The following is a 23,755-nucleotide window of genomic DNA, read 5'->3' on the forward strand; positions in this document are numbered from 1 at the left end:
GGCTGCAAAGTAGCGGCGTGTATATTTGCTGAATATAACAATTATTGTAGGATGGAATCTAAAGACAAAATTCAGGTTACTGTGCAAGCCACGGTGGCCGCAGCACTTGGTAGGGTATGGGATATGTGGACCAGTCCGACCCATATTATGCAATGGAATAACGCATCGGACGATTGGCATACGCCTTTCACGGAAGCCGACTTACGTAAGGGCGGCAAATTCCGGTCGACCATGGCTGCAAAAGACGGCAGTATGAGTTTCGATTTTGAAGGCACTTATACAGATCTGGAAGAACACCGCCTCATAGGATATGAAATGCCTGATGGAAGAAAAGTTAGTGTAAGTTTTACTGAAAGCCCGGCCGGCGTCCAAATTGTGGAAACTTTTGACGCTGAAAACGAGCATCCGGTTGATATGCAACGCGCTGGCTGGCAGGCGATTTTAGACAATTTCAAAAAGTACGCGGAAAATCATTAGGTCTAATGTAGTGTCTTGTCCCGAACTTTTTGGCCGGTAAAATAGTTTATAAGCTGTAAACTAGATTTAACGACGATGGAGAATGCAATTGTTACGGCCTGTACGGAACTACTAATTGACAAGGGACTTACCATTGCATTTGCGGAAAGTGCCACGGCTGGCAGGCTTACATCGGAATTCGCGCTTGCGGGAAATGCCGGCAAGTTTTTAAAAGGCGGGCTTGCGTGTTACGACGCCTGCATCAAAGAAGAATTACTGAAGGTTCCGGATGAACTGGTACAGAAATTTACACCGGAGTCTGCCGAGGTAACGGAAGCCATAGCAAAAGGACTTGCTTCGCTAATTGAAGCCGACATTCATGTAGGCATCACCGGGTTAACGACATCGGGTGGCAGCGAAACCCTGGAAAAGCCGGTGGGCACGATGTTCATCCATGCGATGTTGAGATCGGAACATTTATTTCAGGAACGCATTGTATTTACCGGCGAGCAGGAGCAAATCGTCGTTTCTACGGTGATACGCACGGCAGAACTGCTGTATGAACATCTCAGTTCACGTTTTGCCTGATCTGTTGGCCAATCTCCTGTACAATATTACCTTCCAAAAGTATATTGGCATGCCCTGAGGTTTCGTCGAACTCATATATCGGGTATCCGGCTGCGTCTATATCGTCGGCGGAGTAAGCCTTCCAGCTTTCTCCGTCGCTGCTCATATAAACCTCGCCAACAAGTGCACCATGATAAACAATTTTATAACTCCCCTCTTCCTGCGGATGGATGTTGAGGTCGATTTTCTTCCCATCCAGTTCGACGATGATGTTAAATGGATCCATTATTTCTTTGCTTTTTTTTGTGTCAACTCTGTTTCATTAGTAAGATCGAGCCTCAGGGGGGTTATGGACACGAAACTATTTTCAACCGCCCAGCGGTCTGTTCCCTCTTCGGCAGCTTCGAGCGGTGTAACGGTAATCCAATAGTGTTTCCTGCCCATTGGATCCTGGCCAGGTTCAACGCGGCCGTCATATAACCTTACCGACTGCCTGGTCCATTTTAAGCCCTGCGGCTTTGGCGGATAATTGACGTTGTACAGCCCTAAAGCAGTGTCTTTCAACAACAGGTCGAGCGACTGTTCGACGAAAGGCGCCAAAAGTTCAAAGTCAGGCTCTGTATTTTCTACAGGCGTACTTAGTGCAATAGCTTTGACACCTAAAAGTACCGCCTGCTTAGCCGCGGCGAGTGTACCTGAATGCCACATGGAATTTCCAAGATTTGGCCCCATATTGATTCCGGAGAGCACGACATCGGTGTCCGGAAATATGTGCAGGCCAAGGGCAGCACAATCTGCCGGAGTACCGTTGACCCGATACGCCTGGATTCCAGGAAAATTAACAGGCGATTTTTTGATTGTAAGTGGCCTTGAATGGGTTATAGCATGTCCCATGGATGACTGTTCTACATCGGGCGCTACAACGCGCACTTCTCCAAAGCCGAGCGCCACTTTTGCGAGCGCAGAAATACCCGGACTATATATACCGTCGTCGTTGGTGATAAGGATCTTCATAAGCTGTTTGTATACTTCAGTGCTATTTTAAATAACTTATTTATGTTTAAAACCTTGATGACCTGATATTGTTCAGTGAATATGAAAAAAACAGCCAGGCTCGTCCATCTTATCCATAACCCTAATGCAGGAGAGGGTGAATATTCAAAAGATCACATTATATCGCTCATTGAGGAACATGGCTATAAGTGCGCCTACTCCACGTCAAAAGAACTAATGCTTGAGCGTATTGATCCGGCTACAGATTTCATTGCCATAGCCGGCGGTGATGGAACAATCAGGAGAACAATCATGAATCTGCTCGACCAAAAACTGAAATATAAACGCCCAATAGCCCTACTGCCTTTTGGGACGGCAAATAATATCGCAACCTCGCTCGGCATACCTCAGGACAATGTGAGCAATATATCTTCGTGGACGAATGGACATTTGAAGAAGTACGATGTGGGCCAGATTACGGGCAACGCAAAAACGGCCTATTTTATTGAAGCCTTTGGTTTCGGGATTTTTACCAGGTTGATGAACGATCTAAAGGAAACAGATACCAGCGGGATCAAAACTCCCGAGCAGGAATTTGCCTTCGCGCTCAAAGAGGCTTTAAGGATCGCCCAAACATATGAACCTGTCTCGTACAATTTGAATATGGACGGGCAGCAACTTACCGGAAGGGCACTGTGGATCGAGGTTATGAATATCTCCAGTTTGGGGCCACGGCTAACGCTGAGCCTAGATGCCGATCCTGGTGACGGATACTTTGACGTTGTTGTTGTCAATGAGGAGGAACGCCCTCAGCTTGAGAAATATATATCAGACAAATGCGCATCGAAAAATCCCGTTTTTCCTTTCAAATCTATACGGGCTAAGAAACTACAGGTAGAATGGGCAGGCAAAGATGTGCATATCGACGACGAGATATTTGAAGCTTCAGATCCTGCAAAGTTTGATGTCTTTCTTCTTGACAGTCTGATAGAGATCGTAACTGCGGACTGACGAGTTGGCGAAATATCGGATTCTTGTGTGAGAATTAGCGCTTAATTCCTATTTTAGAGTTCTAACCACGCACAAATGATGAGAAAACTTTACTTTTTTATTTTTATTTTATTTAGTGGCGTTCTGACTAAAGCTCAGAAAACACGAGTATCCCTGGAGACGGAACTGGGCAAACTAGCCGCTATTGCCGACCTGCCTAAGTATCTGAGCAACACAACTGTTCATCAGTTCTCGTCGTATGACCGGACCGGCAACAATGATGACGGCTTTAGCGGAAAGTATTCATTCATCCGAAAAGAGAAAGACAGTTCGCTGGTCATTTTTGAGGCCAGGGGAAAAGGGGTAATTAATCGCATCTGGACTCCAACCCCAACAGATGATATCCTTGATTTTTATTTCGATGGGTCGACTAAGCCCTCTTATTCAATTAAGTTCTCTGATCTTTTTTCCGGAAAGGTTTTTCCCTTTGTAGCGCCGCTTACCGGAAATGAACTCGGGGGATTCTTTTGTTATCTGCCTATATCCTACAGAAATGGATGTAAGATTGTCTTTCGTGGCAAGCAGCTTCAGTTCTATCAGATTCAATACAGGATTTATCCAAACAATGCCAACGTAGAAACCTTCAGTGCTCAGGTGGCCTTAAACGCCAAACCTGCTTTGGAGGCTTTGAAAAAATCGTGGGAAAATCCGAGGCCGATCGGAACAACACCCATACATGTTTCTACAGTCTTAATGCCAGGAAAATCGGTTACGCTGGCGGATCTGAATCATTCAGGTCGCATCACTGGTATGCGTATCGGCAACGCTGAAGCGTTCAGAGGTTTGAACAAGCTGGTCTCGATAAAAATGACCTGGGATGATGAGGCCCCGGCGGTGTATATGCCTCTTGCAGATTTCTTCGGCTACGCCTATGGCCGTGAGTCGATGCAAAGCCTCTTGCTCGGAACAGCCGCAAACGTCAATTATTGCTATTTCCCTATGCCGTTTGAAAATAAGGCAAAAATAGAGTTGATTTATCATGAGGACGGTGAGACCAAACCAATACAGGTTGAAGCAGATATCTTCGTGAACAATGAGAAATACGACCCCAAAACCGAAGGTAAATTTTACAGTTTTTGGCATGCGGATAAGGTTACTGAAGCTGGAAAACCTCACCTGTTTCTTGAAGGAAAAGGTAGAGGGCATTATGTTGGAACGCTACTGCAGGCGCAAGGTCTGGAGCCTGGTATGACCTTATTTTTTGAGGGCGATGACGTGATGACGGTTGATGGTGAACTCAGGATGCATGGTACCGGATCTGAGGATTATTTCAATGGTGGCTGGTATGCACTGCTCGACAGATGGGACACTAAGATGAGCCTTCCGCTACACGGTGCTCTCGATTATTCGCTGACATTTGCAAGAACCGGCGGCTACAGACTGTTTATTGGCGACAAGATTCCGTTCAACAAGCAAATACTGCATACCATGGAGCACGGCCCTGAAAACAACAACAAACGGGGCGATTATACTTCGGTTGCTTTTTACTATGCAGACAAGATGATTACGCAAAACCAGGCGGAACCGGTTGGCGACCTTGTTAGGGTTTACATTCCTGATACGATGACGGTATATCCGCAACTTACAAAATACAGTATCTCGGGCGCTGTAAAAATCGATGGGAGTGTGTTGCACTCGACAACAGGCGGACAGGTGAAAATGGATTTGAGTGAGTTGCCAAAAGGACATTACAAGTTGTACATGGATATAGTTAAATCGCCCGATGGCGCAACTGTTTCTATTTGGCAAAGACAGAAACTGGCTGCTGAGGCTTTCTCGTTCTACTCAGATAAAAGAGAAGATCTGAAGAATGTCTATGTGTGTGACATTGATCTGGATGACTTTAAAAATGCGATCACACTGCACTTTAAACGTGATGATCGAAGATCAATAGTAAATTTGAACAGGCTGATATTGGTAAAAGAAAAGAAGTAGTCGGCGACTACTTCTTTCCCGCAATTACCTTCGTAAATTGCTGTGTATCAAGATATGTGTTCGCAAGCTGCCGAAGTTCGGCAGCTTCTATTGTTTTTATAGTGTTGATATAACGTTCGTAATAGTCGTACCCCAAGCCGGCGAAATAGATGTTTTTAAATTTATCTGCATGAGAAAAGGCATTTTCGAGGCTTCCTAACATTGATCCAAGCATGTAGTTACGCACAAGGTCGAGCTCTTGTACGGGTATAACGTCCTGCTGCAAAATCAATATCTCTTTCTCAATTTCATCCATGGCCGATGTGCATACCTCTGTACCTACCTCTGTAGCCAGAAAAAAGTATCCGGCATCTTTCATTGAGGCTACAGCAGACCCTATTCCGTAGGTGTAGCCTTTATCTTCGCGGATATTGGCCATGAGCCGCGACCCAAAATACCCACCCAGTACGCAATTGAGCACTTGCAGTCCCGGAAAATCCGGATGTTGACGGTTGATGGCTATCGTACCCATCCGGATGGCCGATTGCAAGGCATCGGGCCGATCGATAAGGACTTCTCGGCCTTGAGGCATATCAAAAGTGAACTTGTTAACAGTTGTCGGACCTTGATTAACCCAGGGCTTTCCAAAGATATTGTTCAACACGGCCAGTTCGCTGCCGGTAAACCTGCCCGCCGCTATCACAGTACAATTCCAGGGAGTATATGCGGCATGGAAATACTCAAGCAGTTGCGATCTGGTTAGCCGGTCGTAATCCTCTGGTTCGATACCTGCACCATATGCAGTTTGGCCGAACAATTCATTTGCGAATGCCTTCCGGGCAAGAAAGTCGTTCTTCTGAAGATTGACCTGTAATGATTGTTTTTGGTTTTGTGTGTATATGCTGAGCTCATGGTCGGAGAAATCACTTTCGTTTAAGATGGAAAAGATCACAGGTAACACATTTTGCAGGTGTTTGTTGAGCGTATACAGTTTTACACTGGAATGATCAGCTCCATATTCAGTTTGAAGGAAAGCGCCATAGTAGTCTACATGATCAGCGATTTCTTTAGCGCTAAGCTCGTGGGTACCATTATTGATCAACTGGCTGACCGCGGCAGCCTGAAGTGGCCTTGATGGATTCCAGTTTACATTGTTAAAGATGAACTCAATTCGCACCAGTTCCTGCTGACCAGCATTGATTATGAATACAGGGATGCCATTGTCAAGCTCATGCCTTACAGGTTCAAAAAATGTAATGTCGTCGACCATTTTCGACTCGGGTGCCAGCGTCCTGTTAAGCATGATCAGTAGTTAAGTAATATAGAATAGAACATTTTTCCTCTGTGAAGGTTGCATTTGCAGCTTCCTGTATGCGCTTGGACGTAACACCGAGATATCTTTCAATCTCCGTATTGAGGAGATCCGCATCGCCGAGCAGTTCGTAGTAAGCCAAATTCATGGCCTTGTCGAGCAAACTCATTTCCGCAAACATCATTATGGATTCTGATTTATTTTTTACTTTGGTGAGCTCTTGTTCGGATACCTCATGATGCCGGAGTTTTTTAAGTTCTGTCCATATAGCTTGTTCTGCTGTCCGGATCGGAACTCCCTTAACCAACTTCCCTTCTACGATAAACAGTCCCTCATCTATACTGCTGGTAATATATGCGTGTATATCGCTAAACAACTGTTGATCTTTGAGCAAACTGTTATATAACCTGGACGACTGACCCTGCGAAAGGATGTCGGACATCAGATCATAGGTCTGATACTCGGGGTGGCTGCGCGGGGGCATCTTAAAGGCCATATAAATAGCGTCAAGAGGCACTTCTGCATACGTCGTTTCCCGTCGAACCTCGGTCTGCGGCGCTTCCGAAGGCAGATTTCGCTCATAGCGCGTACCTGAGGGAATTGGCGCAAACCATTTCTCGGCCAAAGCTAATACCTCGTTGGTATTGACATTGCCCCCAACAACCATGATGGCATTGGCTGGGCTGTAATGCTTATTGAAAAAGGCCTTTACATCTTCCATTTTGGCGGTCTCTATCTGTTCAAGATCCTGACCAATTGTTGCCCAGCGGTATGGATGTGTTTTGTATGCTAATGGCCGGAGTTTAAGCCATACATCGCCGTAGGGCTGATTCAGATAACGTTGCTTAAATTCTTCGCATACCACATTTCTTTGTGTTTCGAGACTTTTCTCCGAAAAGGCCAGGCTAAGCATGCGATCGCTTTCCAGCCAGAAGGCTGTTTCGAGATTCGCGGCAGGAAGGGTAATGTAATAGTTGGTAATGTCGTTGCTTGTAAATGCGTTATTTTCTCCGCCAACACGTTGCAAAGGCTCATCATAAACCGGGATATTGACGGAGCCGCCGAACATAAGGTGTTCGAACAGATGCGCGAAACCCGTTTTACCTTCCTCCTCATCCCTGGCGCCGACATCGTACAAAATATTTAAAACAGCCATTGGGGTTGTGTTATCTTCGTGTACAAGAACGCGAAGCCCATTGGATAAAGTGAACCGGTTAAAATCTACCATAGAATAAGTTAATAGGTCCAAACATAGATAAAATAGTTCTCTTATGGTATATTTGTAATATGGAAACTGCCAATTTGCTGCAAAGGGCTCTCGATTTTGACTTCCTGACGATAGAGGAAGGTATGTACCTTTATCATCATGCGGCGACCGCTGAGCTTGCTTTCGTGGCCAATGAGCTCAGAAAGAAACAGGTACCGGATGGCAAAGTGACCTGGCAAATTGACCGGAATGTGAATACGACCAATGTCTGTATCGCAAACTGTAAATTTTGCAACTTCTTCCGAAGGCCTGGCCACGAGGAGAGTTATATCACGGATATTGACACGTATAAGGTTAAAATTGAAGAGACGTTCAGACTAGGCGGTGATCAGTTGCTTTTGCAGGGCGGTCACCACCCGGATCTTGGCCTTGACTTTTACGCTAACCTGTTCAGACAACTTAAGGAGCTTTATCCGGACCTGAAACTTCATGCATTAGGCCCGCCAGAGATTGCACACGTTGCCAAACTGGAGGGGAAGTCGCATACCGAGGTACTTCGCACGTTAAAAGAGGCAGGCTTGGATTCTCTGCCTGGCGCCGGAGCGGAGATTCTGAACGACAGGGTAAGGCGACTTATCTCTAAAGGCAAATGCGGCGGACAGGAATGGCTGGATGTCATGCGTGCAGCCCATCAGCTTGACATTACCACCTCAGCCACGATGATGTTTGGTCATGTGGAAACGATTGAGGAACGTTTTGAGCATCTGGTATGGATCAGGCAGGTGCAGCATGAAAAGCCAGCGGATGCAAACGGGTTCCTTGCGTTTATACCATGGCCATTTCAGGATGACGGAACCTTGCTGAAAAGACTAAGAGGGATCAGCAACAATGTGTCGGGGGATGAATATATCAGGATGCTGGCTTTAAGCAGGATTATGCTGCCTAACGTAAAAAATATACAGGCTTCCTGGCTCACCGTTGGAAAAACAGTTGCCCAACTTTGCCTGCATGCAGGGGCTAACGACTTTGGGTCTATCATGATTGAAGAGAATGTGGTATCGGCTGCCGGTGCGCCCCATCGCTTTACAGCAAGCGGTATACAGACTGCAATCCGGGAAGCAGGATTTGAGCCGCAGCTACGGGGCCAAAAATACAACTACCGGGATTTGCCGGAGCATCTGGAGGAGCAGGTTATCACTTATTAACAAATATTGATTTGAATGCCATTATCGTAGATGACGAGGAATTTGCAAGATCATCACTGTTTTTTTTGCTACAAGACAATTGTCCGCAAATACACATTTCGGGTATTGCCAAATCGGTAGCCGAGGCACGGATTTTACTTGCGCAAAACCAGGTAGATTTGATTTTCCTGGACATTGCGATGCCCGGAGAGAATGGCTTTGAGCTGATTTCCACTGCCAACGAGCACAATGCTCATGTAATTTTTACGACTGCATACGATCAGTATGCCCTCAAAGCGATTAAGGCCAATGCCCTGGAGTACTTACTTAAGCCAATCGATATTGATGAGCTGAAGGAGGCGGTTGAAAAAGCGATGAGATATATTCCCGCGAATAAAACAGATTCCGACCGCGGCAAGCGACTTGGAAACCTAGCTGAAAACCTTGCTGACAGGAGCGGGATCACAAAAATCACCTTGCCGAATGGCCAGGGCTACAGCCTAATTGACGTCGATGACATCGTTTATATCGAAGCCGACAGTAATTACTCTGTTTTTCATTTAAGGAACGGGGATCAGATTACGGTTTCCAAGGTACTGAAGGAATACGAGGAAATTTTGCCAGACGACAGATTTCTGCGGATACACAAATCCAGCATTATTAACCTCAACGACTTGAAGGAATTTAACTTCAAGCATGGTTACCAGGCAATTATGAAGTCTGGGGAGAAAATCACCGTATCGAGGCGGCGGGCAGCGGAGCTTTCAGAGCGTTTAAGATCATATACTGACCTTCATGGCGAAAAGTAGCCGGCATGCATTAAAGGTCATCCCATTGTGTTGGCTGCTCGCGTTTTTCGCGGTCCCTGAGGCGACACATGCACAGACCGCCTACCTGCAGCATTTCACTACGAAGGAAGGACTGCCTAGCAATAACTGCTTTTTTACCATTCAAGACCGCAACGGATACATTTGGGTGGCATCAGATGCAGGAGTAAGCCGCTTTGACGGACAGGTATTCGAGAATTTCTCGGTAGATGATGGACTACCAGATAACCAGATCTTACAATTGAGCGAGGACAATAAGGGCCGAATATGGTTCCTTGCATTGAACGGCCAACTGAGCTATTTTTTTAACGGAAGAATATTCAATGAAACTAGTGATCCACAACTTAAACTGCTGAGGCTAAATGCAGTTATTGTGTCTTTCTTTCAGGATTCGAGAGGCCGGATATGGCTTGGCACGAATAAAAACATGTTGGTGATGTGGGATGGAAAGCTTATAAGGAAGTTTATCTCTGCTAATCCCAAACGCCAATTCATAAATACTTTTGTCCACGAGGACGACCAGAACAGAATCTGGGCCTACAGCAACAACTGTGCTAGGCTACTTACAAGAGAGGGTTTTAAGGTTATACCGGGAAAATTGCGCCCGGTTTCTTATAAAGCTGCATTAAACATGCGCGATAAGAGCCTGGCTTACATCAATGATGATAGGCTGATTGTAGAGGTATCTCAAAATAGCCGAATTGTTATGCACCTGCAGAAAAAGTGGAAGGAGGCAGATCCGGGATATTTTCATTTCGATGGCAGCAATGTGTGGTTCAGTACCAATTCCGGCATTTTCCACCTGGATGACAAAGGAAATACGGTAAAATACCTGGATAAGATCTCCGTAAGTCAGGTAATTGAAGATGCGAGGCAAAATATGTGGTTTACCACCAACAACGGTGTTTACATGCTACCCCGTGTAGATGAGCGCCTGTTCATATTTAACGAGTCACACGGACTAGCTGGGGACGTGGTAAAAAGCCTCGAAAAAGACGATCGCGGGAACCTGTGGCTAGGCTTTGACAAACCTGCTATTGATATAGTTAACGTTAAAAATTTCAAAGTGCAGCATCTGCCTGTTACGAATCCTTCCCGGTTCAAGCAGATTAAACAAATTAGCGTGGATTCAGCCAATCGATCCGTTTACTTTGCATCCGAATACGGACTTGGCAGGGTAGCCGATATGCATGGCATGCGTAAAATATCGTTGCTTCGGGAGACCAACGACGCTCTGTTCGTGCTTAAAAGTTTTTCTCTTGGCAGCAACCGTGAGCTCGCCATGGCACTTTCCTCAGGAACGGTAGTATTGAATGACAGGATCAACCATTTCGAATTCGATACGGGTTCTTTCAGCGAAAGCAAGGGGTTTTATAAAAACAGGGCATATTGCGTTTTCTATGACGCCTCGGGAGATTTATGGTTATCAAACATCAATGGGCTGTCGCACTTCTCTGGGGGACGGCTGCATGAATATTTCGAAAAAAGTCCGCTGCTAACAAGAAGGATCAATGACATTAAGGAGTTGCCAGACAGCACTCTGGTCCTGGCAACCGACGGTTACGGAATAATCTATCTCAAGAATAAGAAGGTAATTAAGGTCGTTACTCAGCGCGACGGATTAATGAATAATATCTGTAAGAAGCTGTTTGTACACGATAGAAGTGTTTGGGTTGTCACGAATTCCGGTATTAATAAAATCAAGCTTGACGGGCAGCGAGCAAGCGTGGAGACATTTGAACATACAAGTTCTTTACTAACTGACGGTGTGAACGGAATGTATATTGATGACAAGTATGCTTATTTCGCAACGGTCTGGGGGCTGGTCTATTTTTCTGCAAACAAGAGTGTCCCGGTTAATGAAGCACCAAAGGTATTCATCACATCGATAGTAAACGGTAAAGTAAAGCTGCAACTGAATAAGGCCAGCCATACAATCAGGCCAGTAAATAACACACTTACTTTTAACTACAGCGCTGTTGATTTCCAAAACAAAAATGTCACATACAGATACCGGTTACGCTCTAATGCGAGCTGGACAGAAACAAAAAACAGACGTTTGGAATTTTCATCTCTGGAACCTGGAGAATACACTTTTGAGCTAAGCGCCCGCTCGAACAATAGCGGATGGAGCAGTCCGGCGAGGATCAACTTCGTAATGGAAAAGTACTTTTGGCAGACCTGGTGGTTTTTCATGTGTATTACAGGTATTGTAGCATTAGCATTTTATAAGATTGCTCAGGTGGTTACAAAACAGCAGAAAAACAAGGTTCAGGAGCAGCTGCTCTTGAAAAACAAGATTCTGATGTTAGAACAGCGTGCGCTGCAGGCTATGATGAATCCGCATTTCGTTTTCAATGTAATGAATTCAATTCAGCACTACATTAACACAAAGGATCCGGCTTCGGCTAATAAAATTTTGACCGGGTTTGCACGTCTTATACGCAAGAATCTTGAGATATGTACGAAAAGTTTTATAACGCTTGACGAAGAACTTGAATACCTGAACTTATATCTCAGCCTGGAGAAAAAGCGATTTGGTGACAAGCTAAACTATCACATACATGTAGATGAGCGTATTGATAAGGAAGAAACGACAATTCCTTCCATGATACTTCAACCATACGTTGAGAATGCCATTTGGCATGGCATCATGCCAAAAGAAAGCGGTGGCAATATTGATATAGATATCGCTCCTGATAAAGGACGGCTGATGATCAAGATTATCGATGATGGCATAGGAATAGAAAACTCTATAAGGGATAAAAAGCATGCTCAACATCAGAGCAAAGGGATGGAGCTTACAAAAGAGCGTATCAATTTGCTGAATGAGGTTGAAGCAAATCCGATACAGATCGATATTAAACAAGCGGGAAGCACAGGCACTTTTGTGTCTATTTCAATCCCCTTATCTAGTTAATTACCGTTTACTCAATTTTAACTACCATTAACTAAGTCACTATTCACACTTGTTATTTTTTGCATTAACATTGTCATAGATATTATAACAAACAGAGTTTGTAAATGCGTTCTTATAGAATTGATCAAAGATATTTTACCTAACCTAAATATATCTCAATTCAGGTTTCATTTGTGTGTTAAAAATGGTAAAGTCTAAAGCTTTACCATTTTTTTTTTGCATATTCCAACTTCGGCATCTACCGCTATTTTGCAATAAATGTTACAGCCCATGGATTTTTGTTTTATTTTTGAAGTATTAAAAGATCCGAAAAAGACCGTTCTTTATTAATCAGGATTTTTGTAATTTTAAAAGAATAAACACAGGGAATAGTATTTTGTAATGAAAACTCCGAAGAAACCAATCAAGAAAAATCCATCAACCGATTCAGATGCAGAGATGGAAAATTCACATGAAGAACTCAGTCTTGGCCGGGCCTACGATGATGATGATGACGAAGATTTCGATATGCCTTTAGATGACCTTGACAGCTACGACAGCTTTGGCTCGGATGATGATGATGATGACTATTAATATTTATATCTAGATACCTGTAAAGCATCCCTCAAGGGATGCTTTTTATTTTACACCAATTGATGATGGAGCTCATACAAGTTACAGACCGGCACACAAAACAACAATTCCTTGACGTAGCCAGATGGATATATAGAAACGACGAAAACTGGATATGTCCGCTAGACAGGGATATAGAAGCAGTCTTTGACGAACAAAAGAATCCTTTTTTCGGCCATGGCAAATGTGAACGCTGGATACTGGCTGATAGTTCGGGCAAAATAATCGGCAGGATAGCCGCATTTATAAATGAAAAGAAAGCCTACCAGTACGATGTGCCGACGGGCGGTATGGGCTTTTTTGAATGTGTTGACGACAGGAAAGCTGCTTTTAAGCTTTTCGATCAAGCCAGGGACTGGCTACATAACCATGGCATGCAGGCCATGATCGGCCCTATCAATTTTGGGGAAAATGATTCTTTTTGGGGACTCCTGGTAGAAGGATTTACTCCCCCATCCTACGGAATGAATTACCACCCTCCCTACTATCACCAGTTTTTTATTGACTACGGTTTTGAAACCGAATATGAACAGATTACAAATCATCTTGCTGTAAGAAAACCTTTTCCTGAGCGCTTCACGAAAATTGCGAATTGGGTAGCTGCCAAACCAGGGTACAGATTTGAACATTTCTCCAAAAAGAATCCCTTAAAATATGTAAACGACCTGATGGAGATTTACAATGATGCTTGGCGCGACTTTGAGAATTTCGTGCCTATTAAGCGGGAGACATTGGAGGAATCTTTCGAAAAGATGAAGCTGATTATGGATGAAAAGCTAATCTGGTTTGCTTATGTAAACAATGAGCCCGCTTCATTTATCGTCATCATCCCCGATGCCAACCAAATGATACGTGGATTAAATGGAAAAATGGGTCTTGGGGGAATGTTGAAATTTATATACCGAAAAATAAGAGGTGTGAAGAGAATGAGAGCTGTTGTGATGGGCACAAAGCAAGCTTTCCAAAAGCACGGGCTTGAATCTGCACTCTTTATCAAGCTGAAGGAATACGTACTGCCAAAAAACCAGTACGATGAACTGGAATTATCATGGGTGGGAGACTTTAATGACAAGATGCTCGCGATACATGAAGCGACAGGTGCCGTACTGGGAAAACGACACCTTACGCTGCGTAAACGTTTTCGCTAAGGACTATTTTTCCCGAATCTCTTCGTAAAGGTCAATAATTTTCTTTTGTAGCCTTATAATCTCTTCTTCCCGTTGCGTTAGTTTTGCCTTGAGCGTACCGATCTCCGCGGCATGTTCCGCGTGCGGATTTTCGTCTTCCTTTGAGATAATTTCCACGGTCGAGACCTCAAATAATTCAGCAATCTGAGCCAGTCTGGAAACGTTGATGTCCGTTATTCCGGTTTCTATCTTAGAAAAGGCGGGAATTGATATTTTCAATTGCCGGGCTACATCTCCCTGACTCCAACCCTTTCTTTGACGCAAGCGCCTAATGTTCTTACCAATAAAATTCATTGCTGTTATGTTTGTCAGTGTACTGCGAGCTAGGGATTCACGGTCAAGTCACGTGCCAACTCTTCCAGATTTATGCCCGAAAAATTCCCCGAACTCATCAAAAGGAGATTCGCTTGATAAAAATTTATACCAAGTAGGTAACTCATAAGGGCCTCTGCACGATCAAAAAATATAATCCTGTCACTATTAAAAGCCGTCTGCACATCTGTCTCGGTAAATGGCTCCATGTTTTTGTGCTTAAAGATTTCTCTATCAATAAATACAACCTGAATGTCGGCGCCAATCATACTATCAGCATATTGCTTGAGGAATGCTTTATTCAAACTACTATAGGTATGCAGTTCGATACAGGCTACCAATCTCCTTTCAGTAAATTGTGCTTTTACAGCTTCAATTGTTGCTTTAAGTTTCGAAGGCGAATGGGCAAAATCTTTGAAGACGGCGGTTCCCTCCTCATTACGCAACGGCTCAAGCCTCTTGGCCGCGCCGGTGAATGACTGGATTGCCGAATTGAAATCAGCTGCGTCAATTCCGAGCTGCTCACACACAATTCTGGCCGCATTCAGGTTCATGAGATTGTGGTTGCCGAAAATCTTCAATGGCGTACGTCCGGGCATTAAGTAGGTGATACCCCCGGTGATCTTGTGAGGAGGAACCTCGTAAGGGATCTTTTTTATATGATACTGTGAATTTTCAGCGATACGCTTCAAATCGGTATCCGACTCACAGTAAATCAGTGTACCATCCGGCTCTATGGTCTCTATAAATATTTCAAACTGGCGAACATAATCCGCATACGTAGGGAACACATTAATGTGGTCCCATGCTATACCGCTAATAACAGCTATATTAGCCTTATAGAGATGGAACTTAGGACGCCTGTCTATCGGCGATGCCAGATATTCATCTCCTTCTATAATGACTATCGGCGCTGACTCAGTGAGCCCAACCATAGTATCAAATCCGGTAAGTTGGGCACCAACGAGGTAGTCAAATTCTCGCTTATAATAGTTTAGCACATGTAATATCATCGAAGTAATCGTGGTTTTACCATGACTACCTCCTACGACTACCCGCAGCTTATCCTTTGTCTGCTCATAGATATACGCTGGATAGGAATAGATATTTAAACCAAGTTCGCGCGCACGGACTAGCTCGGGATTGTCTTCCAGAGCATGCATACCAAGAATTATCGCATCGATATCGTTCGTGATAAGCGTCGGATCCCAGCCCAGCCTGTCCGGAAAAATTCCATGCCTTTCAAGGCGACTTGCTGAAGGTTCAAATATCATGTCATCAGAGCCTGTTACCTGATATCCCTTTTTATGAAGTGCTATCGCAAGGTTGTGCATGGCACTACCACCTATTGCAATGAAGTGTATCCGCATATTCTAGAGTTTACTGATGCTAAATTACGCCTTTTTAAAATGAGCAGCCACCCATTCCCCGTTCTTTTTATGATCTACGTAGGCTATGCCGGAAGCAGTACAAGCTTCTATGATCATCTGCAGGTCCGGCAATTCATAAAAGCCACTGAAGAATATACTGCCTCCTGGTTTAAGAGCCCTTTCATAAGATGATATCTGATCGAGGAGAATATTGCGATTAATATTTGCCAGAATCACATCAAAAAACCGGTCGGGAATCTGCTCCTTACTTCCGCAGATCGCCTCAACACCCCCTATATTATTCAAACCCGCATTTTCTATAGTGCTCAAATAGCAAATCTCATCGTTGTCAATAGCAACAAGAGAGCCCGCCCCTAACTTGGCAGACAAAATCGCCAAGATCCCTGTGCCACACCCCATATCAAGCACCGACTTGTCGCGCAGGTCTTGTGTGAGCAGGTATTCCATCATCATGGTCGTGGTCTGGTGATGGCCGGTTCCAAAAGCCATCTTGGGATCGATGACTATTTCATATTGATACTCCGGATGAGGCTCATGAAAAGTTGCACGCACATAACACTGGCCGGCTATGGTCAATGGCTCAAAATTCTTCTCCCAGGTTTCGTTCCAGTTTTCAGCCTCTACCTCCTGGACGGAATATGCATACTCGATGCCTTCTTCTAATGTTTCCAGCACCTCTCTGAGTTGATCTTCTTGAAAATCCGATTTATTAATAAATCCAGAGAACCCTTCAGGAGTATCTTCAAAAGTATTAAACCCGGTGTCGGCGAGTTCCGCTATTAACAAGTCCTTCTGGTACTCTTCAATCCCACAGAAAGTGAAGTCGACTTGTATATATTGCATCAGCTGTTGAATGTTTTAACGATATCCACGAAGTCTCTGGATTTTAGTGAAGCACCACCAATTAAACCACCATCAATGTCGGGCTGTGCAAAAAGATCTGCAGCATTTTTCGGATTGCAACTGCCACCGTAAAGAATGGTCGTATTTTCTGCCACTGCTGCATCGTATTTTGCCGCGATTTGTTGCCTGATGAAGGCGTGAACTTCCTGCGCCTGTTCAGATGTAGCGGTAAGCCCTGTGCCTATTGCCCAAACCGGCTCATAAGCAATAACGAGTTTGGAAAATTGCTCAGTTGAAAGATTAAAAATCCCCTCTTCAAGCTGAGTTTTCAGGACGTCAAAATAACTGCCGTTATTTCTCTCATCAAGCGTTTCCCCGATGCAGAAAATAGGCGTGAGATCGTTCTCAAGTACTACTACAGTTTTTGCAGCCAGAAGCTGATTATCTTCCGAGAAGTACTGACGTCTTTCTGAGTGACCGACAATAACATATTCGGCGCCCACCGAACTGATCATTTTGGCAGATATTTCACCGGTATAAGCGCCACTCTCATTCTGATGGCAATTTTGGGCACCTATAGCAACAATGGAATTTCCGAGCTGAACAAGACTGTTCAGATGAATAAATGGTGCACAAATTATGGCCTGCTGATCTCCCTTTTTTTCATCTCTGACCATGTTGACAATTTCGGAAAACAAAGATACACCTTCTTCATACCCAAGGTTCATTTTCCAGTTTCCAGCTACAATTTTCTTTCTCATAATTGATTGATTATATATTTCCTACCCAGATATCAGAACCTGCGGTATACATTTGTGTTCTCAAAAATCTCAGACAGAATATCCTTATCTATCTGACCAAAATCCATATTCCTGCGTGCATAAACCTTTTCAGCGGTCTCAAACATCTTGTTTAATGCATATACTTCAAAGCCATGCGCTCCGCCCCAAGCGAAATCTGCTACAAAATTTCTGGGGAATCCTGCACCAAATACGTTAGCACCAACACCAACCACAGTTCCTGTGTTAAACATGGTATTGATACCACACTTAGCATGATCTGCCATAATCAGACCGCAGAACTGCAGCCCCGTCTTTCGGAAGGATTGGCGTTCGTAGTCCCATAATCTTACCTCTGCATAATTGTTTTTCAAGTTTGAGTTATTGGTATCGGCGCCAATATTACACCATTCACCCATCACCGCATTACCCAAATACCCATCGTGTCCTTTTGAAGAATGCCCCCAGATAACAGCGTTATTTATTTCCCCGCCTACACGGCTGCCAGGACCAATAGTAGTTTGGCCGTAAATTTTGGCGCCCATCTTCACCTGAGAATTATCACACAAGGCAAAGGAACCTTTGATATTGCTCCCTTCCCATACCTGAGCATTGTACCCTAGGTAAACCGGGCCGCTTCTCGTATTGAAAGTCGCGCACTCTGCTTCCGCCCCCTCTTCTGCAAAAAAGTCTTCGCCTATAATGGTATTTGTAGAGCTCAGTGCCAAAGATGTGCGGCCTGCGGTTAGAAGAGAAAAATCCCTTCTAAGCTCTGTATCATTATATTTGAAAACATCTTCAGGGTACACGATCCTGATGAAATCACCAGGATAACTGATTTTGTGAAATCTGTTTTGAAGATCAGCAACAGTTAACTCTCCTTCTGAGCAATAAGCAAGGATAATATCACCTTTGACAAGCGCTTCCCCTGCTTCAAGAGCCTGAACTGAGTCAAGCAGCCGCTCATCAGGACATATCGATCCATTGATAAACAGCATTCCCTGCATTTTCTTTGGAAACTTGACAGAGAGGTAGTTTTGCGTGACAAAGCCAAACTCCCGCACCTTGAGGTGCTTTTGCCACTTTTCAGCGATCGTCAGAATTCCTACCCTGAGATCTCCCACTGGTCTGGTAAAGGTTAGTGGACGTAGGGACTGCCACGAGTCATCGTCAAAAAGATTGATCGTCATAAGACGCAAAAATAAAAAAAGTCCCGTAGCAACAGCCACGGGACTTCAAAAACTTTAACAGAAATATATTATTTCTTGGCGTAACGGGTTTTGAATTTATCGATACGGCCAGCCGTATCAACAAGCTTCATTTTACCAGTATAAAATGGGTGTGAAGTATGGGAAATCTCCAATTTATAAAGTGGATATTCATTTCCGTCTTCCCATTGAATTGTTTCTTTAGTATCTACACAAGACTTAGTTAAAAAAGCATAGTCGTTAGACATATCTTTGAATACAACAAATCTATAGTTTGATGGATGCAGATCTTTTTTCATATTATTGTTATGTACTTGTTAGTCGCTTATTTTAAGTTTGCAAATATCCTTTTTTTATTTTGAATTTACAAATACAAATCAGACAAAACGCTATATCTCCACTCTGATGTCCTGACATAGCTCTATTAACACACCGTTTGTATCTTTAGGGTGCACAAAGCAGATCAGTTTCCCGTCCGCACCTTTTTTTGGCTTTTCGTTAAGCAACACAAATCCTTCCTTATTAAGACGGTCCATTTCCAGCGTTATATCGTCTACATCGAAAGCTATATGATGAATACCTTCACCACGCTTGTCTAAAAATTTCTTGATTGCGCTATCCGCACTCGTGGCAGATAACAATTCTATCTTGTTTGCACCGACTTTAAAAAATGCGGTGTTAACTCCTTCACTATCTACGGTTTCCCGTTTATAGCATGACACACCCAGCAGCTTTTCATATACCATGCACGACGCTTCCATATCTTTTACAGCAATCCCTATGTGTTCAATCCTTTTCATAGCATTAGGTACGTTATTTAAATGTAAAAATGCAGTTTTCAGTTATACTCTCATAGCTATTATTTATAATTATTGGCATTCTTTTTTCGTACATTTGTATATCATTAAGCATATATAACACATGGAACTTCCTATTTACCTGGATAATAATGCCACGACACCTCTCGATCCGAGAGTTTTAGAAGCAATGTTACCCTACTTCACAAATAAATTTGGCAATGCGGCAAGCCGCAATCACGCTTTCGGCTGGGTTGCAGAAGAGGCAGTAGACTATGCCCGTGAGCAGGTTGCTAAACTGATTGGCTGTACAGAGAAAGAAATCATATTTACATCCGGCGCTACCGAAGCAGACAACCTTGGCATAAAGGGAGTGTTTGAAATGTACCAGGATAAGGGTAACCATATTATTACGGCGACCACAGAACATAAAGCGGTTCTAGATACCTGTAAACACCTCGAAAAAGTAGGTGCGCGGGTCACTTATCTTAAAGTTAAGGAAGATGGCCTTATTGATCTTCAGGAACTTGAGGCTGCAATGACCGAACAAACCATCCTGGTTACGATTATGTATGGAAATAACGAGATTGGCGTTATTCAACCAATTAAGGAAATTGCAGCTATCGCACACAGCCATGGCGCCCTTTTCATGACCGACGCTACACAGACTGTTGGTAAAATTCCTGTAAACGTAAATGAAGATGGCATTGACCTTATGGCATTTTCGGCCCATAAAATGTACGGACCTAAAGGTGTGGGCGCATTATATGTACGCCGCAAAAACCCGAGGGTTAAGGTAACAGCACAAATGGATGGCGGCGGTCATGAACGTGGAATGCGCTCAGGAACATTAAATGTACCCGGCATTGTGGGATTAGGCAAAGCTTGTGAGCTGTGCCGGCTGGAAATGGATCAGGAAGCACAGCGTCTGTCAGCATTGCGCGACAAACTTGAGCGTTCCCTTACGGAGCTTGAAGAAAGCTATGTAAACGGAAATGTGCAGCATCGTTTGCCACATGTGTCTAATATATCGTTTAAATATGTCGAAGGAGAAGGTTTAATGATGGCGATGAAAGATCTGGCTGTTTCTTCGGGCTCAGCATGTACTTCAGCTTCCTTAGAACCGTCTTATGTTTTAAAAAGCCTGGGCCTTTCAGACGATCTGGCACATTCTTCGATAAGATTCGGACTGGGGCGGTTTACTACAGAGGAGGAAATTGATTACGCAATAGAAAACACCAAAAACGCTGTTAACCATCTGAGAAACCTTTCACCACTATGGGAAATGTTTAAGGAAGGAATTGATTTAAGTAAAATCGAGTGGGCAGAACACTAAAAAACTAATATTATGGCATACTCAGAAAAAGTAATGGAACATTATACCAACCCAAGAAACGTTGGTACTTTAAATAAAGACAGTAAATCTGTAGGGACCGGCCTGGTTGGGGCTCCTGAGTGCGGAGACGTTATGCGTTTACAAATTGAAGTGAACGAGAACAACGTTATTACTGACGCGAAGTTCAAGACATTTGGTTGCGGATCAGCGATTGCTTCTTCCTCGCTAGCCACAGAGTGGTTAAAGGGGAAAACGGTAGACGAAGCATTGGCTATCGACAATATGGATATTGTGGAAGAGCTCGCTTTACCTCCTGTGAAGATTCACTGTTCGGTACTGGCAGAAGATGCGATCAAATCCGCCATTAATGACTATCGTGTAAAAAATGGCTTGGAGCCAATCGAACTTGCTAAATCTCACCACTAATCAATAAGTAATTAGTCCAGCAAGGTATAATTTTTAGATTTATGATTACGATCACCGATAAAGCGAAAAGTAAGATTGACCATCTGATGCAAGATTCAGCGCTGGATAACAGCTACTTTTTACGGGTCTCTGTTAAAGGCGGAGGCTGCTCGGGTTTGTCTTATAACCTGGATTTTGACAACGAAGAAAAAACGGGCGACCAGTTTTTTGAAGACAAGGGTATCAAGATTGCTTTAGATATGAAATCTTTCCTATATCTGGCGGGTACGGAACTTGATTTTTCGGACGGGCTGAATGGCAAAGGGTTTAATTTTAACAATCCGAATGCCAGCCGTTCTTGTGGCTGCGGAGAGAGTTTCTCTGTATAGCTTGAAAAAATGCGAAAGAAAAGGGTGCTGGAAGGCACCCTTTTTTTATGGCAAACAAATTGACCCGAATTGCATTTATTATTGTAAACTTTTATCATTGTGCCTCGCTAACTAACCAAAAACACTATGCTATCGTTTGACGAGCTTTCCACTATACCTAGTCTGCTTCGTAATGTTGTAAAAAATATTCACAACCCTTCAGCCACTTTTCTCCTCGAAAAAGAGGATGGCAAGTGGAATGAGATTACCTATGAGCAGACGCTTTCCAGAGCCGATGCGATATCAGCATATTTCTTGGAAAAAGGGATAAATAAGGGAGATCGAATGGGTCTTATGATTGAAAACTCGCCGGAATATGTTTATTACGATCAAGGTATTCAGCAAATTGGAGCTATCAATGTATCGATCTATCCTACACTAGCAGCACAGGAAGTAGAATATATCATAAACGATTCGGGCATCAGGGCGATACTGATTGGCAATGCCTTTCTGTTCCGAAAGATCCTAAAGATAGCAGGAGGATGTAAACGCCTTCAATATATCATACCGGCTTTTGATGAGTATGACAAAGTAGCGGTTCCGGACGACTTATCTGCGGAGGTCATTCCGCTTAAGCACATACTTCAAACGAAGGAAGCGTTGCTGCCTTCCGAGAAAGCTGCGATTGAAAAGCTTCGGGAGACTATTCAGCCCGCCGATATCTCATCACTTATCTATACCTCTGGCACCACGGGTACACCAAAAGGTGTAATGCTTTCCCACTACAACTTTGTGGAGAACGTCAAGGTATGTCTGGAGCAGATCCCTGTCATAGATGAAACCGAGACGTTTCTTTCTTTCCTCCCTCTGTCGCACGTGTTTGAACGAACCGCAACTTATCACGTCTGCTGTGCTCAGGGATGCAAGATCGCCTTTGCAGAAAGCCTTGAGCTGCTTGCCCGTAATATGGCGGAGGTGAAGCCTACAGTGATGAATTGCGTCCCAAGACTACTGGAAAAGATCCATGACAAGGCCATTAAGAGCGGAACAGCCGGGGGCGGATTTAAGGCCAAAATCTTTATCTGGGCACTGGAAACGGGGCAACAATACCGACAGTCCAGAGCAAATGGCAAGAGCACCGGCCCTATCTTGTCAGCAAAGAAAGCCTTAGCCGAGCGGTTGGTTTTCAGTAAAATAAAGGAAAAAACAGGAGGAAGATTAAAGTTCATGATCTCCGGAGGCGCTGCACTTCCAAGAAACGTTGGAGAATTTTTCGGAAATCTGGGCATCAAGATCCTCGAGGGCTTTGGACTTACGGAGACATCACCCGTGATGGCCGTTACGGAATATCACCGTCAGGTATACGGCACCGTAGGACGCGTCATACCGGGCATAGAGGTAGGCATACAGGACGTTGAGTCAAAAAAGATAGTCAGCATTCAAACACATCATAATTTCAACGAAAGTTACGAGTGCGCGGAAGGGGAAATTATTGTTCGTGGACATTGTGTAATGCAAGGTTATTTTAATAAGCCCGCAGAAACGGCGCAGGCTATCGATAAGGACAATTGGTTTCATACAGGAGACATAGGCCGCTTTTATAAAGGAAACTTGCAAATCACCGATCGTCTGAAAAATATGATCGTGAACGCTTACGGGAAAAACGTATACCCCACTCCAGTGGAAAACATCTATTTAAAGAGTCTGAAAATAGACCAGTTATTTCTTATTGGCGACAAACGCGAGTATCTGACTGCGATAATAATTCCAAACAAGGAAAATCTGCAAGAGCAGTTCGGGCTTAGTGAGTCATTCTTTCAGCAGCCCGACCAGTTTATCGACGACCATGAAATCATCAGCTGGATTGCTAAAGATATCAAAGCACTTTCTGCCGAGCTTGCAAAATTTGAACAGATCAAACGTTTCAAGATTAAACGCACGCCGTTCAGTATAGACGAGGGCGAAATCACCCCCACTCTGAAAGCCAAGCGAAAAGTAATTGAAACACGCTATTCGGCGGTCATCAATCAGATGTATGCGGAAACCAGCGATCTGACCTGATCTTTGTTATCATGCATCGAAAATTC

General features: G+C 43.9%; 24 protein-coding genes. 13 read left to right on the plus strand and 11 right to left on the minus strand.

Annotated elements, in window-relative coordinates; genetic code table 11:
• Positions 1 to 51: 51 nt before the first annotated feature.
• Complete coding sequence (locus QEP07_RS05780) at positions 52 to 477, plus strand: SRPBCC family protein (RefSeq protein ID WP_285009039.1); 426 nt, start codon at positions 52 to 54, stop codon at positions 475 to 477.
• A gap of 75 nt (positions 478 to 552) precedes the next feature.
• Positions 553 to 1,044, plus strand: coding sequence for a CinA family protein (locus QEP07_RS05785; RefSeq protein ID WP_285009040.1), 492 nt, complete (start codon positions 553 to 555; stop codon positions 1,042 to 1,044).
• Here QEP07_RS05785 and QEP07_RS05790 read toward each other — a convergent pair.
• Positions 1,025 to 1,309: a hypothetical protein gene (locus tag QEP07_RS05790; RefSeq protein WP_256004571.1), complete on the minus strand. Its 285-nt coding sequence runs from the start codon at positions 1,307 to 1,309 to the stop codon at positions 1,025 to 1,027. The genes QEP07_RS05785 and QEP07_RS05790 overlap by 20 nt on opposite strands.
• Complete coding sequence (gene surE / locus QEP07_RS05795) at positions 1,309 to 2,037, minus strand: 5'/3'-nucleotidase SurE (RefSeq protein WP_256004568.1); 729 nt, start codon at positions 2,035 to 2,037, stop codon at positions 1,309 to 1,311. The genes QEP07_RS05790 and surE overlap by 1 nt, the downstream gene beginning before the upstream one ends.
• A gap of 81 nt (positions 2,038 to 2,118) precedes the next feature.
• Here surE and QEP07_RS05800 point away from each other — a divergent pair, with 81 nt between their 5' ends.
• Together QEP07_RS05800 and QEP07_RS05805 are read left to right on the plus strand one after the other, a co-directional pair.
• Entirely contained in the window at positions 2,119 to 3,027 is a 909-nt protein-coding gene (locus QEP07_RS05800; RefSeq protein ID WP_285009041.1) for a diacylglycerol/lipid kinase family protein, read from the plus strand.
• 75 nt (positions 3,028 to 3,102) lie between these two features.
• On the plus strand, positions 3,103 to 5,001 hold the full coding sequence (locus QEP07_RS05805; RefSeq protein WP_285009042.1) for a glycoside hydrolase family 172 protein: 1,899 nt from the start codon (positions 3,103 to 3,105) through the stop codon (positions 4,999 to 5,001).
• Between the two features lie 7 nt (positions 5,002 to 5,008).
• On the opposite strand, the gene QEP07_RS05810 is transcribed toward QEP07_RS05805, so the two are convergent.
• The gene (locus tag QEP07_RS05810) at positions 5,009 to 6,283 is read right to left on the minus strand and encodes a M16 family metallopeptidase (RefSeq protein ID WP_285009043.1); all 1,275 of its coding nucleotides are present in this window, start codon (positions 6,281 to 6,283) and stop codon (positions 5,009 to 5,011) included.
• A complete protein-coding gene (locus QEP07_RS05815; protein WP_256004557.1) occupies positions 6,276 to 7,520 on the minus strand; it encodes a M16 family metallopeptidase in 1,245 nt (414 codons plus the stop codon). The genes QEP07_RS05810 and QEP07_RS05815 overlap by 8 nt, the downstream gene beginning before the upstream one ends.
• Before the next feature lie 59 nt (positions 7,521 to 7,579).
• Here QEP07_RS05815 and mqnC point away from each other — a divergent pair, with 59 nt between their 5' ends.
• The 5 genes from mqnC (at position 7,580) to QEP07_RS05840 (ending at position 14,190) form a co-directional block, all read left to right on the plus strand.
• Complete coding sequence (gene mqnC, locus QEP07_RS05820; protein WP_285009044.1) at positions 7,580 to 8,704, plus strand: cyclic dehypoxanthinyl futalosine synthase; 1,125 nt, start codon at positions 7,580 to 7,582, stop codon at positions 8,702 to 8,704.
• Positions 8,705 to 8,715: 11 nt separating this feature from the next.
• On the plus strand, positions 8,716 to 9,492 hold the full coding sequence (locus tag QEP07_RS05825; protein ID WP_285009045.1) for a LytR/AlgR family response regulator transcription factor: 777 nt from the start codon (positions 8,716 to 8,718) through the stop codon (positions 9,490 to 9,492).
• Entirely contained in the window at positions 9,479 to 12,430 is a 2,952-nt protein-coding gene (locus tag QEP07_RS05830; protein WP_285009046.1) for a sensor histidine kinase, read from the plus strand. The genes QEP07_RS05825 and QEP07_RS05830 overlap by 14 nt, the downstream gene beginning before the upstream one ends.
• 438 nt (positions 12,431 to 12,868) lie before the next feature.
• Positions 12,869 to 13,003: a hypothetical protein gene (locus QEP07_RS05835; RefSeq protein ID WP_256004547.1), complete on the plus strand. Its 135-nt coding sequence runs from the start codon at positions 12,869 to 12,871 to the stop codon at positions 13,001 to 13,003.
• A gap of 65 nt (positions 13,004 to 13,068) precedes the next feature.
• Positions 13,069 to 14,190 (plus strand): GNAT family N-acetyltransferase, encoded by a 1,122-nt coding sequence (locus tag QEP07_RS05840; RefSeq protein WP_285010729.1) that lies wholly within the window; start codon positions 13,069 to 13,071, stop codon positions 14,188 to 14,190.
• A 3-nt stretch (positions 14,191 to 14,193) separates the two neighbouring features.
• Here the strand turns inward: QEP07_RS05840 and QEP07_RS05845 are convergent, their stop codons facing one another.
• The 7 genes from QEP07_RS05845 to mce form a co-directional block, all read right to left on the minus strand.
• Positions 14,194 to 14,523: a helix-turn-helix domain-containing protein gene (locus QEP07_RS05845; RefSeq protein ID WP_256004544.1), complete on the minus strand. Its 330-nt coding sequence runs from the start codon at positions 14,521 to 14,523 to the stop codon at positions 14,194 to 14,196.
• Between the two features lie 29 nt (positions 14,524 to 14,552).
• Entirely contained in the window at positions 14,553 to 15,911 is a 1,359-nt protein-coding gene (locus tag QEP07_RS05850) for a UDP-N-acetylmuramate--L-alanine ligase (protein ID WP_256004540.1), read from the minus strand.
• A gap of 24 nt (positions 15,912 to 15,935) precedes the next feature.
• Positions 15,936 to 16,775: a 50S ribosomal protein L11 methyltransferase gene (prmA, locus tag QEP07_RS05855; protein ID WP_285009047.1), complete on the minus strand. Its 840-nt coding sequence runs from the start codon at positions 16,773 to 16,775 to the stop codon at positions 15,936 to 15,938.
• Positions 16,775 to 17,536 carry a triose-phosphate isomerase gene (tpiA, locus tag QEP07_RS05860; RefSeq protein WP_285009048.1) on the minus strand — a complete coding sequence of 254 codons (762 nt, stop codon included), beginning with the start codon at positions 17,534 to 17,536 and terminating at the stop codon, positions 16,775 to 16,777. Before tpiA ends, prmA begins: the two co-directional genes overlap by 1 nt.
• A gap of 32 nt (positions 17,537 to 17,568) precedes the next feature.
• Entirely contained in the window at positions 17,569 to 18,744 is a 1,176-nt protein-coding gene (locus QEP07_RS05865) for a putative sugar nucleotidyl transferase (RefSeq protein ID WP_285009049.1), read from the minus strand.
• A gap of 68 nt (positions 18,745 to 18,812) precedes the next feature.
• Entirely contained in the window at positions 18,813 to 19,061 is a 249-nt protein-coding gene (locus QEP07_RS05870) for a type B 50S ribosomal protein L31 (RefSeq protein WP_256004529.1), read from the minus strand.
• Between the two features lie 90 nt (positions 19,062 to 19,151).
• A complete protein-coding gene (mce, locus tag QEP07_RS05875; protein ID WP_285009050.1) occupies positions 19,152 to 19,562 on the minus strand; it encodes a methylmalonyl-CoA epimerase in 411 nt (136 codons plus the stop codon).
• 121 nt (positions 19,563 to 19,683) lie between these two features.
• On the opposite strand from mce, the gene QEP07_RS05880 reads away from it, so the two are divergent.
• The 4 genes from QEP07_RS05880 to QEP07_RS05895 all read left to right on the plus strand — a co-directional run bounded on the left by QEP07_RS05880 (position 19,684) and on the right by QEP07_RS05895 (position 23,729).
• Positions 19,684 to 20,895 carry an IscS subfamily cysteine desulfurase gene (locus tag QEP07_RS05880; RefSeq protein WP_285009051.1) on the plus strand — a complete coding sequence of 404 codons (1,212 nt, stop codon included), beginning with the start codon at positions 19,684 to 19,686 and terminating at the stop codon, positions 20,893 to 20,895.
• 12 nt (positions 20,896 to 20,907) lie between these two features.
• Positions 20,908 to 21,321, plus strand: a complete 414-nt coding sequence (iscU, locus tag QEP07_RS05885) for a Fe-S cluster assembly scaffold IscU (protein ID WP_256004520.1) — start codon at positions 20,908 to 20,910, stop codon at positions 21,319 to 21,321.
• Between the two features lie 41 nt (positions 21,322 to 21,362).
• Positions 21,363 to 21,689 (plus strand): HesB/IscA family protein, encoded by a 327-nt coding sequence (locus tag QEP07_RS05890; protein WP_256004518.1) that lies wholly within the window; start codon positions 21,363 to 21,365, stop codon positions 21,687 to 21,689.
• A gap of 126 nt (positions 21,690 to 21,815) precedes the next feature.
• Positions 21,816 to 23,729, plus strand: coding sequence for an AMP-dependent synthetase/ligase (locus tag QEP07_RS05895; protein WP_285009052.1), 1,914 nt, complete (start codon positions 21,816 to 21,818; stop codon positions 23,727 to 23,729).
• Positions 23,730 to 23,755: the final 26 nt, after the last annotated feature.

This window comes from Pedobacter faecalis (assembly GCF_030182585.1).
GTDB classification, from domain to species: domain Bacteria; phylum Bacteroidota; class Bacteroidia; order Sphingobacteriales; family Sphingobacteriaceae; genus Pedobacter; species Pedobacter faecalis.

What these genes read in the sequence shown, in the direction of transcription:
- prmA (WP_285009047.1), bottom strand. Translation starts at nt 16,775, where the DNA reads ATGCAATATATACAAGTCGACTTCACTTTCTGTGGGATTGAAGAGTAC.
- QEP07_RS05850 (WP_256004540.1), bottom strand. Translation starts at nt 15,911, where the DNA reads ATGCGGATACACTTCATTGCAATAGGTGGTAGTGCCATGCACAACCTT.
- QEP07_RS05865 (WP_285009049.1), bottom strand. Translation starts at nt 18,744, where the DNA reads ATGACGATCAATCTTTTTGACGATGACTCGTGGCAGTCCCTACGTCCA.
- QEP07_RS05890 (WP_256004518.1), top strand. Translation starts at nt 21,363, where the DNA reads ATGATTACGATCACCGATAAAGCGAAAAGTAAGATTGACCATCTGATG.
- QEP07_RS05815 (WP_256004557.1), bottom strand. Translation starts at nt 7,520, where the DNA reads ATGGTAGATTTTAACCGGTTCACTTTATCCAATGGGCTTCGCGTTCTT.
- surE (WP_256004568.1), bottom strand. Translation starts at nt 2,037, where the DNA reads ATGAAGATCCTTATCACCAACGACGACGGTATATATAGTCCGGGTATT.
- QEP07_RS05835 (WP_256004547.1), top strand. Translation starts at nt 12,869, where the DNA reads ATGGAAAATTCACATGAAGAACTCAGTCTTGGCCGGGCCTACGATGAT.
- tpiA (WP_285009048.1), bottom strand. Translation starts at nt 17,536, where the DNA reads ATGAGAAAGAAAATTGTAGCTGGAAACTGGAAAATGAACCTTGGGTAT.
- QEP07_RS05810 (WP_285009043.1), bottom strand. Translation starts at nt 6,283, where the DNA reads ATGCTTAACAGGACGCTGGCACCCGAGTCGAAAATGGTCGACGACATT.
- QEP07_RS05845 (WP_256004544.1), bottom strand. Translation starts at nt 14,523, where the DNA reads ATGAATTTTATTGGTAAGAACATTAGGCGCTTGCGTCAAAGAAAGGGT.
- iscU (WP_256004520.1), top strand. Translation starts at nt 20,908, where the DNA reads ATGGCATACTCAGAAAAAGTAATGGAACATTATACCAACCCAAGAAAC.
- QEP07_RS05800 (WP_285009041.1), top strand. Translation starts at nt 2,119, where the DNA reads ATGAAAAAAACAGCCAGGCTCGTCCATCTTATCCATAACCCTAATGCA.
- QEP07_RS05785 (WP_285009040.1), top strand. Translation starts at nt 553, where the DNA reads ATGGAGAATGCAATTGTTACGGCCTGTACGGAACTACTAATTGACAAG.
- QEP07_RS05830 (WP_285009046.1), top strand. Translation starts at nt 9,479, where the DNA reads ATGGCGAAAAGTAGCCGGCATGCATTAAAGGTCATCCCATTGTGTTGG.
- mqnC (WP_285009044.1), top strand. Translation starts at nt 7,580, where the DNA reads ATGGAAACTGCCAATTTGCTGCAAAGGGCTCTCGATTTTGACTTCCTG.
- QEP07_RS05840 (WP_285010729.1), top strand. Translation starts at nt 13,069, where the DNA reads ATGGAGCTCATACAAGTTACAGACCGGCACACAAAACAACAATTCCTT.
- QEP07_RS05895 (WP_285009052.1), top strand. Translation starts at nt 21,816, where the DNA reads ATGCTATCGTTTGACGAGCTTTCCACTATACCTAGTCTGCTTCGTAAT.
- QEP07_RS05805 (WP_285009042.1), top strand. Translation starts at nt 3,103, where the DNA reads ATGATGAGAAAACTTTACTTTTTTATTTTTATTTTATTTAGTGGCGTT.
- QEP07_RS05880 (WP_285009051.1), top strand. Translation starts at nt 19,684, where the DNA reads ATGGAACTTCCTATTTACCTGGATAATAATGCCACGACACCTCTCGAT.
- QEP07_RS05870 (WP_256004529.1), bottom strand. Translation starts at nt 19,061, where the DNA reads ATGAAAAAAGATCTGCATCCATCAAACTATAGATTTGTTGTATTCAAA.
- mce (WP_285009050.1), bottom strand. Translation starts at nt 19,562, where the DNA reads ATGAAAAGGATTGAACACATAGGGATTGCTGTAAAAGATATGGAAGCG.
- QEP07_RS05780 (WP_285009039.1), top strand. Translation starts at nt 52, where the DNA reads ATGGAATCTAAAGACAAAATTCAGGTTACTGTGCAAGCCACGGTGGCC.
- QEP07_RS05790 (WP_256004571.1), bottom strand. Translation starts at nt 1,309, where the DNA reads ATGGATCCATTTAACATCATCGTCGAACTGGATGGGAAGAAAATCGAC.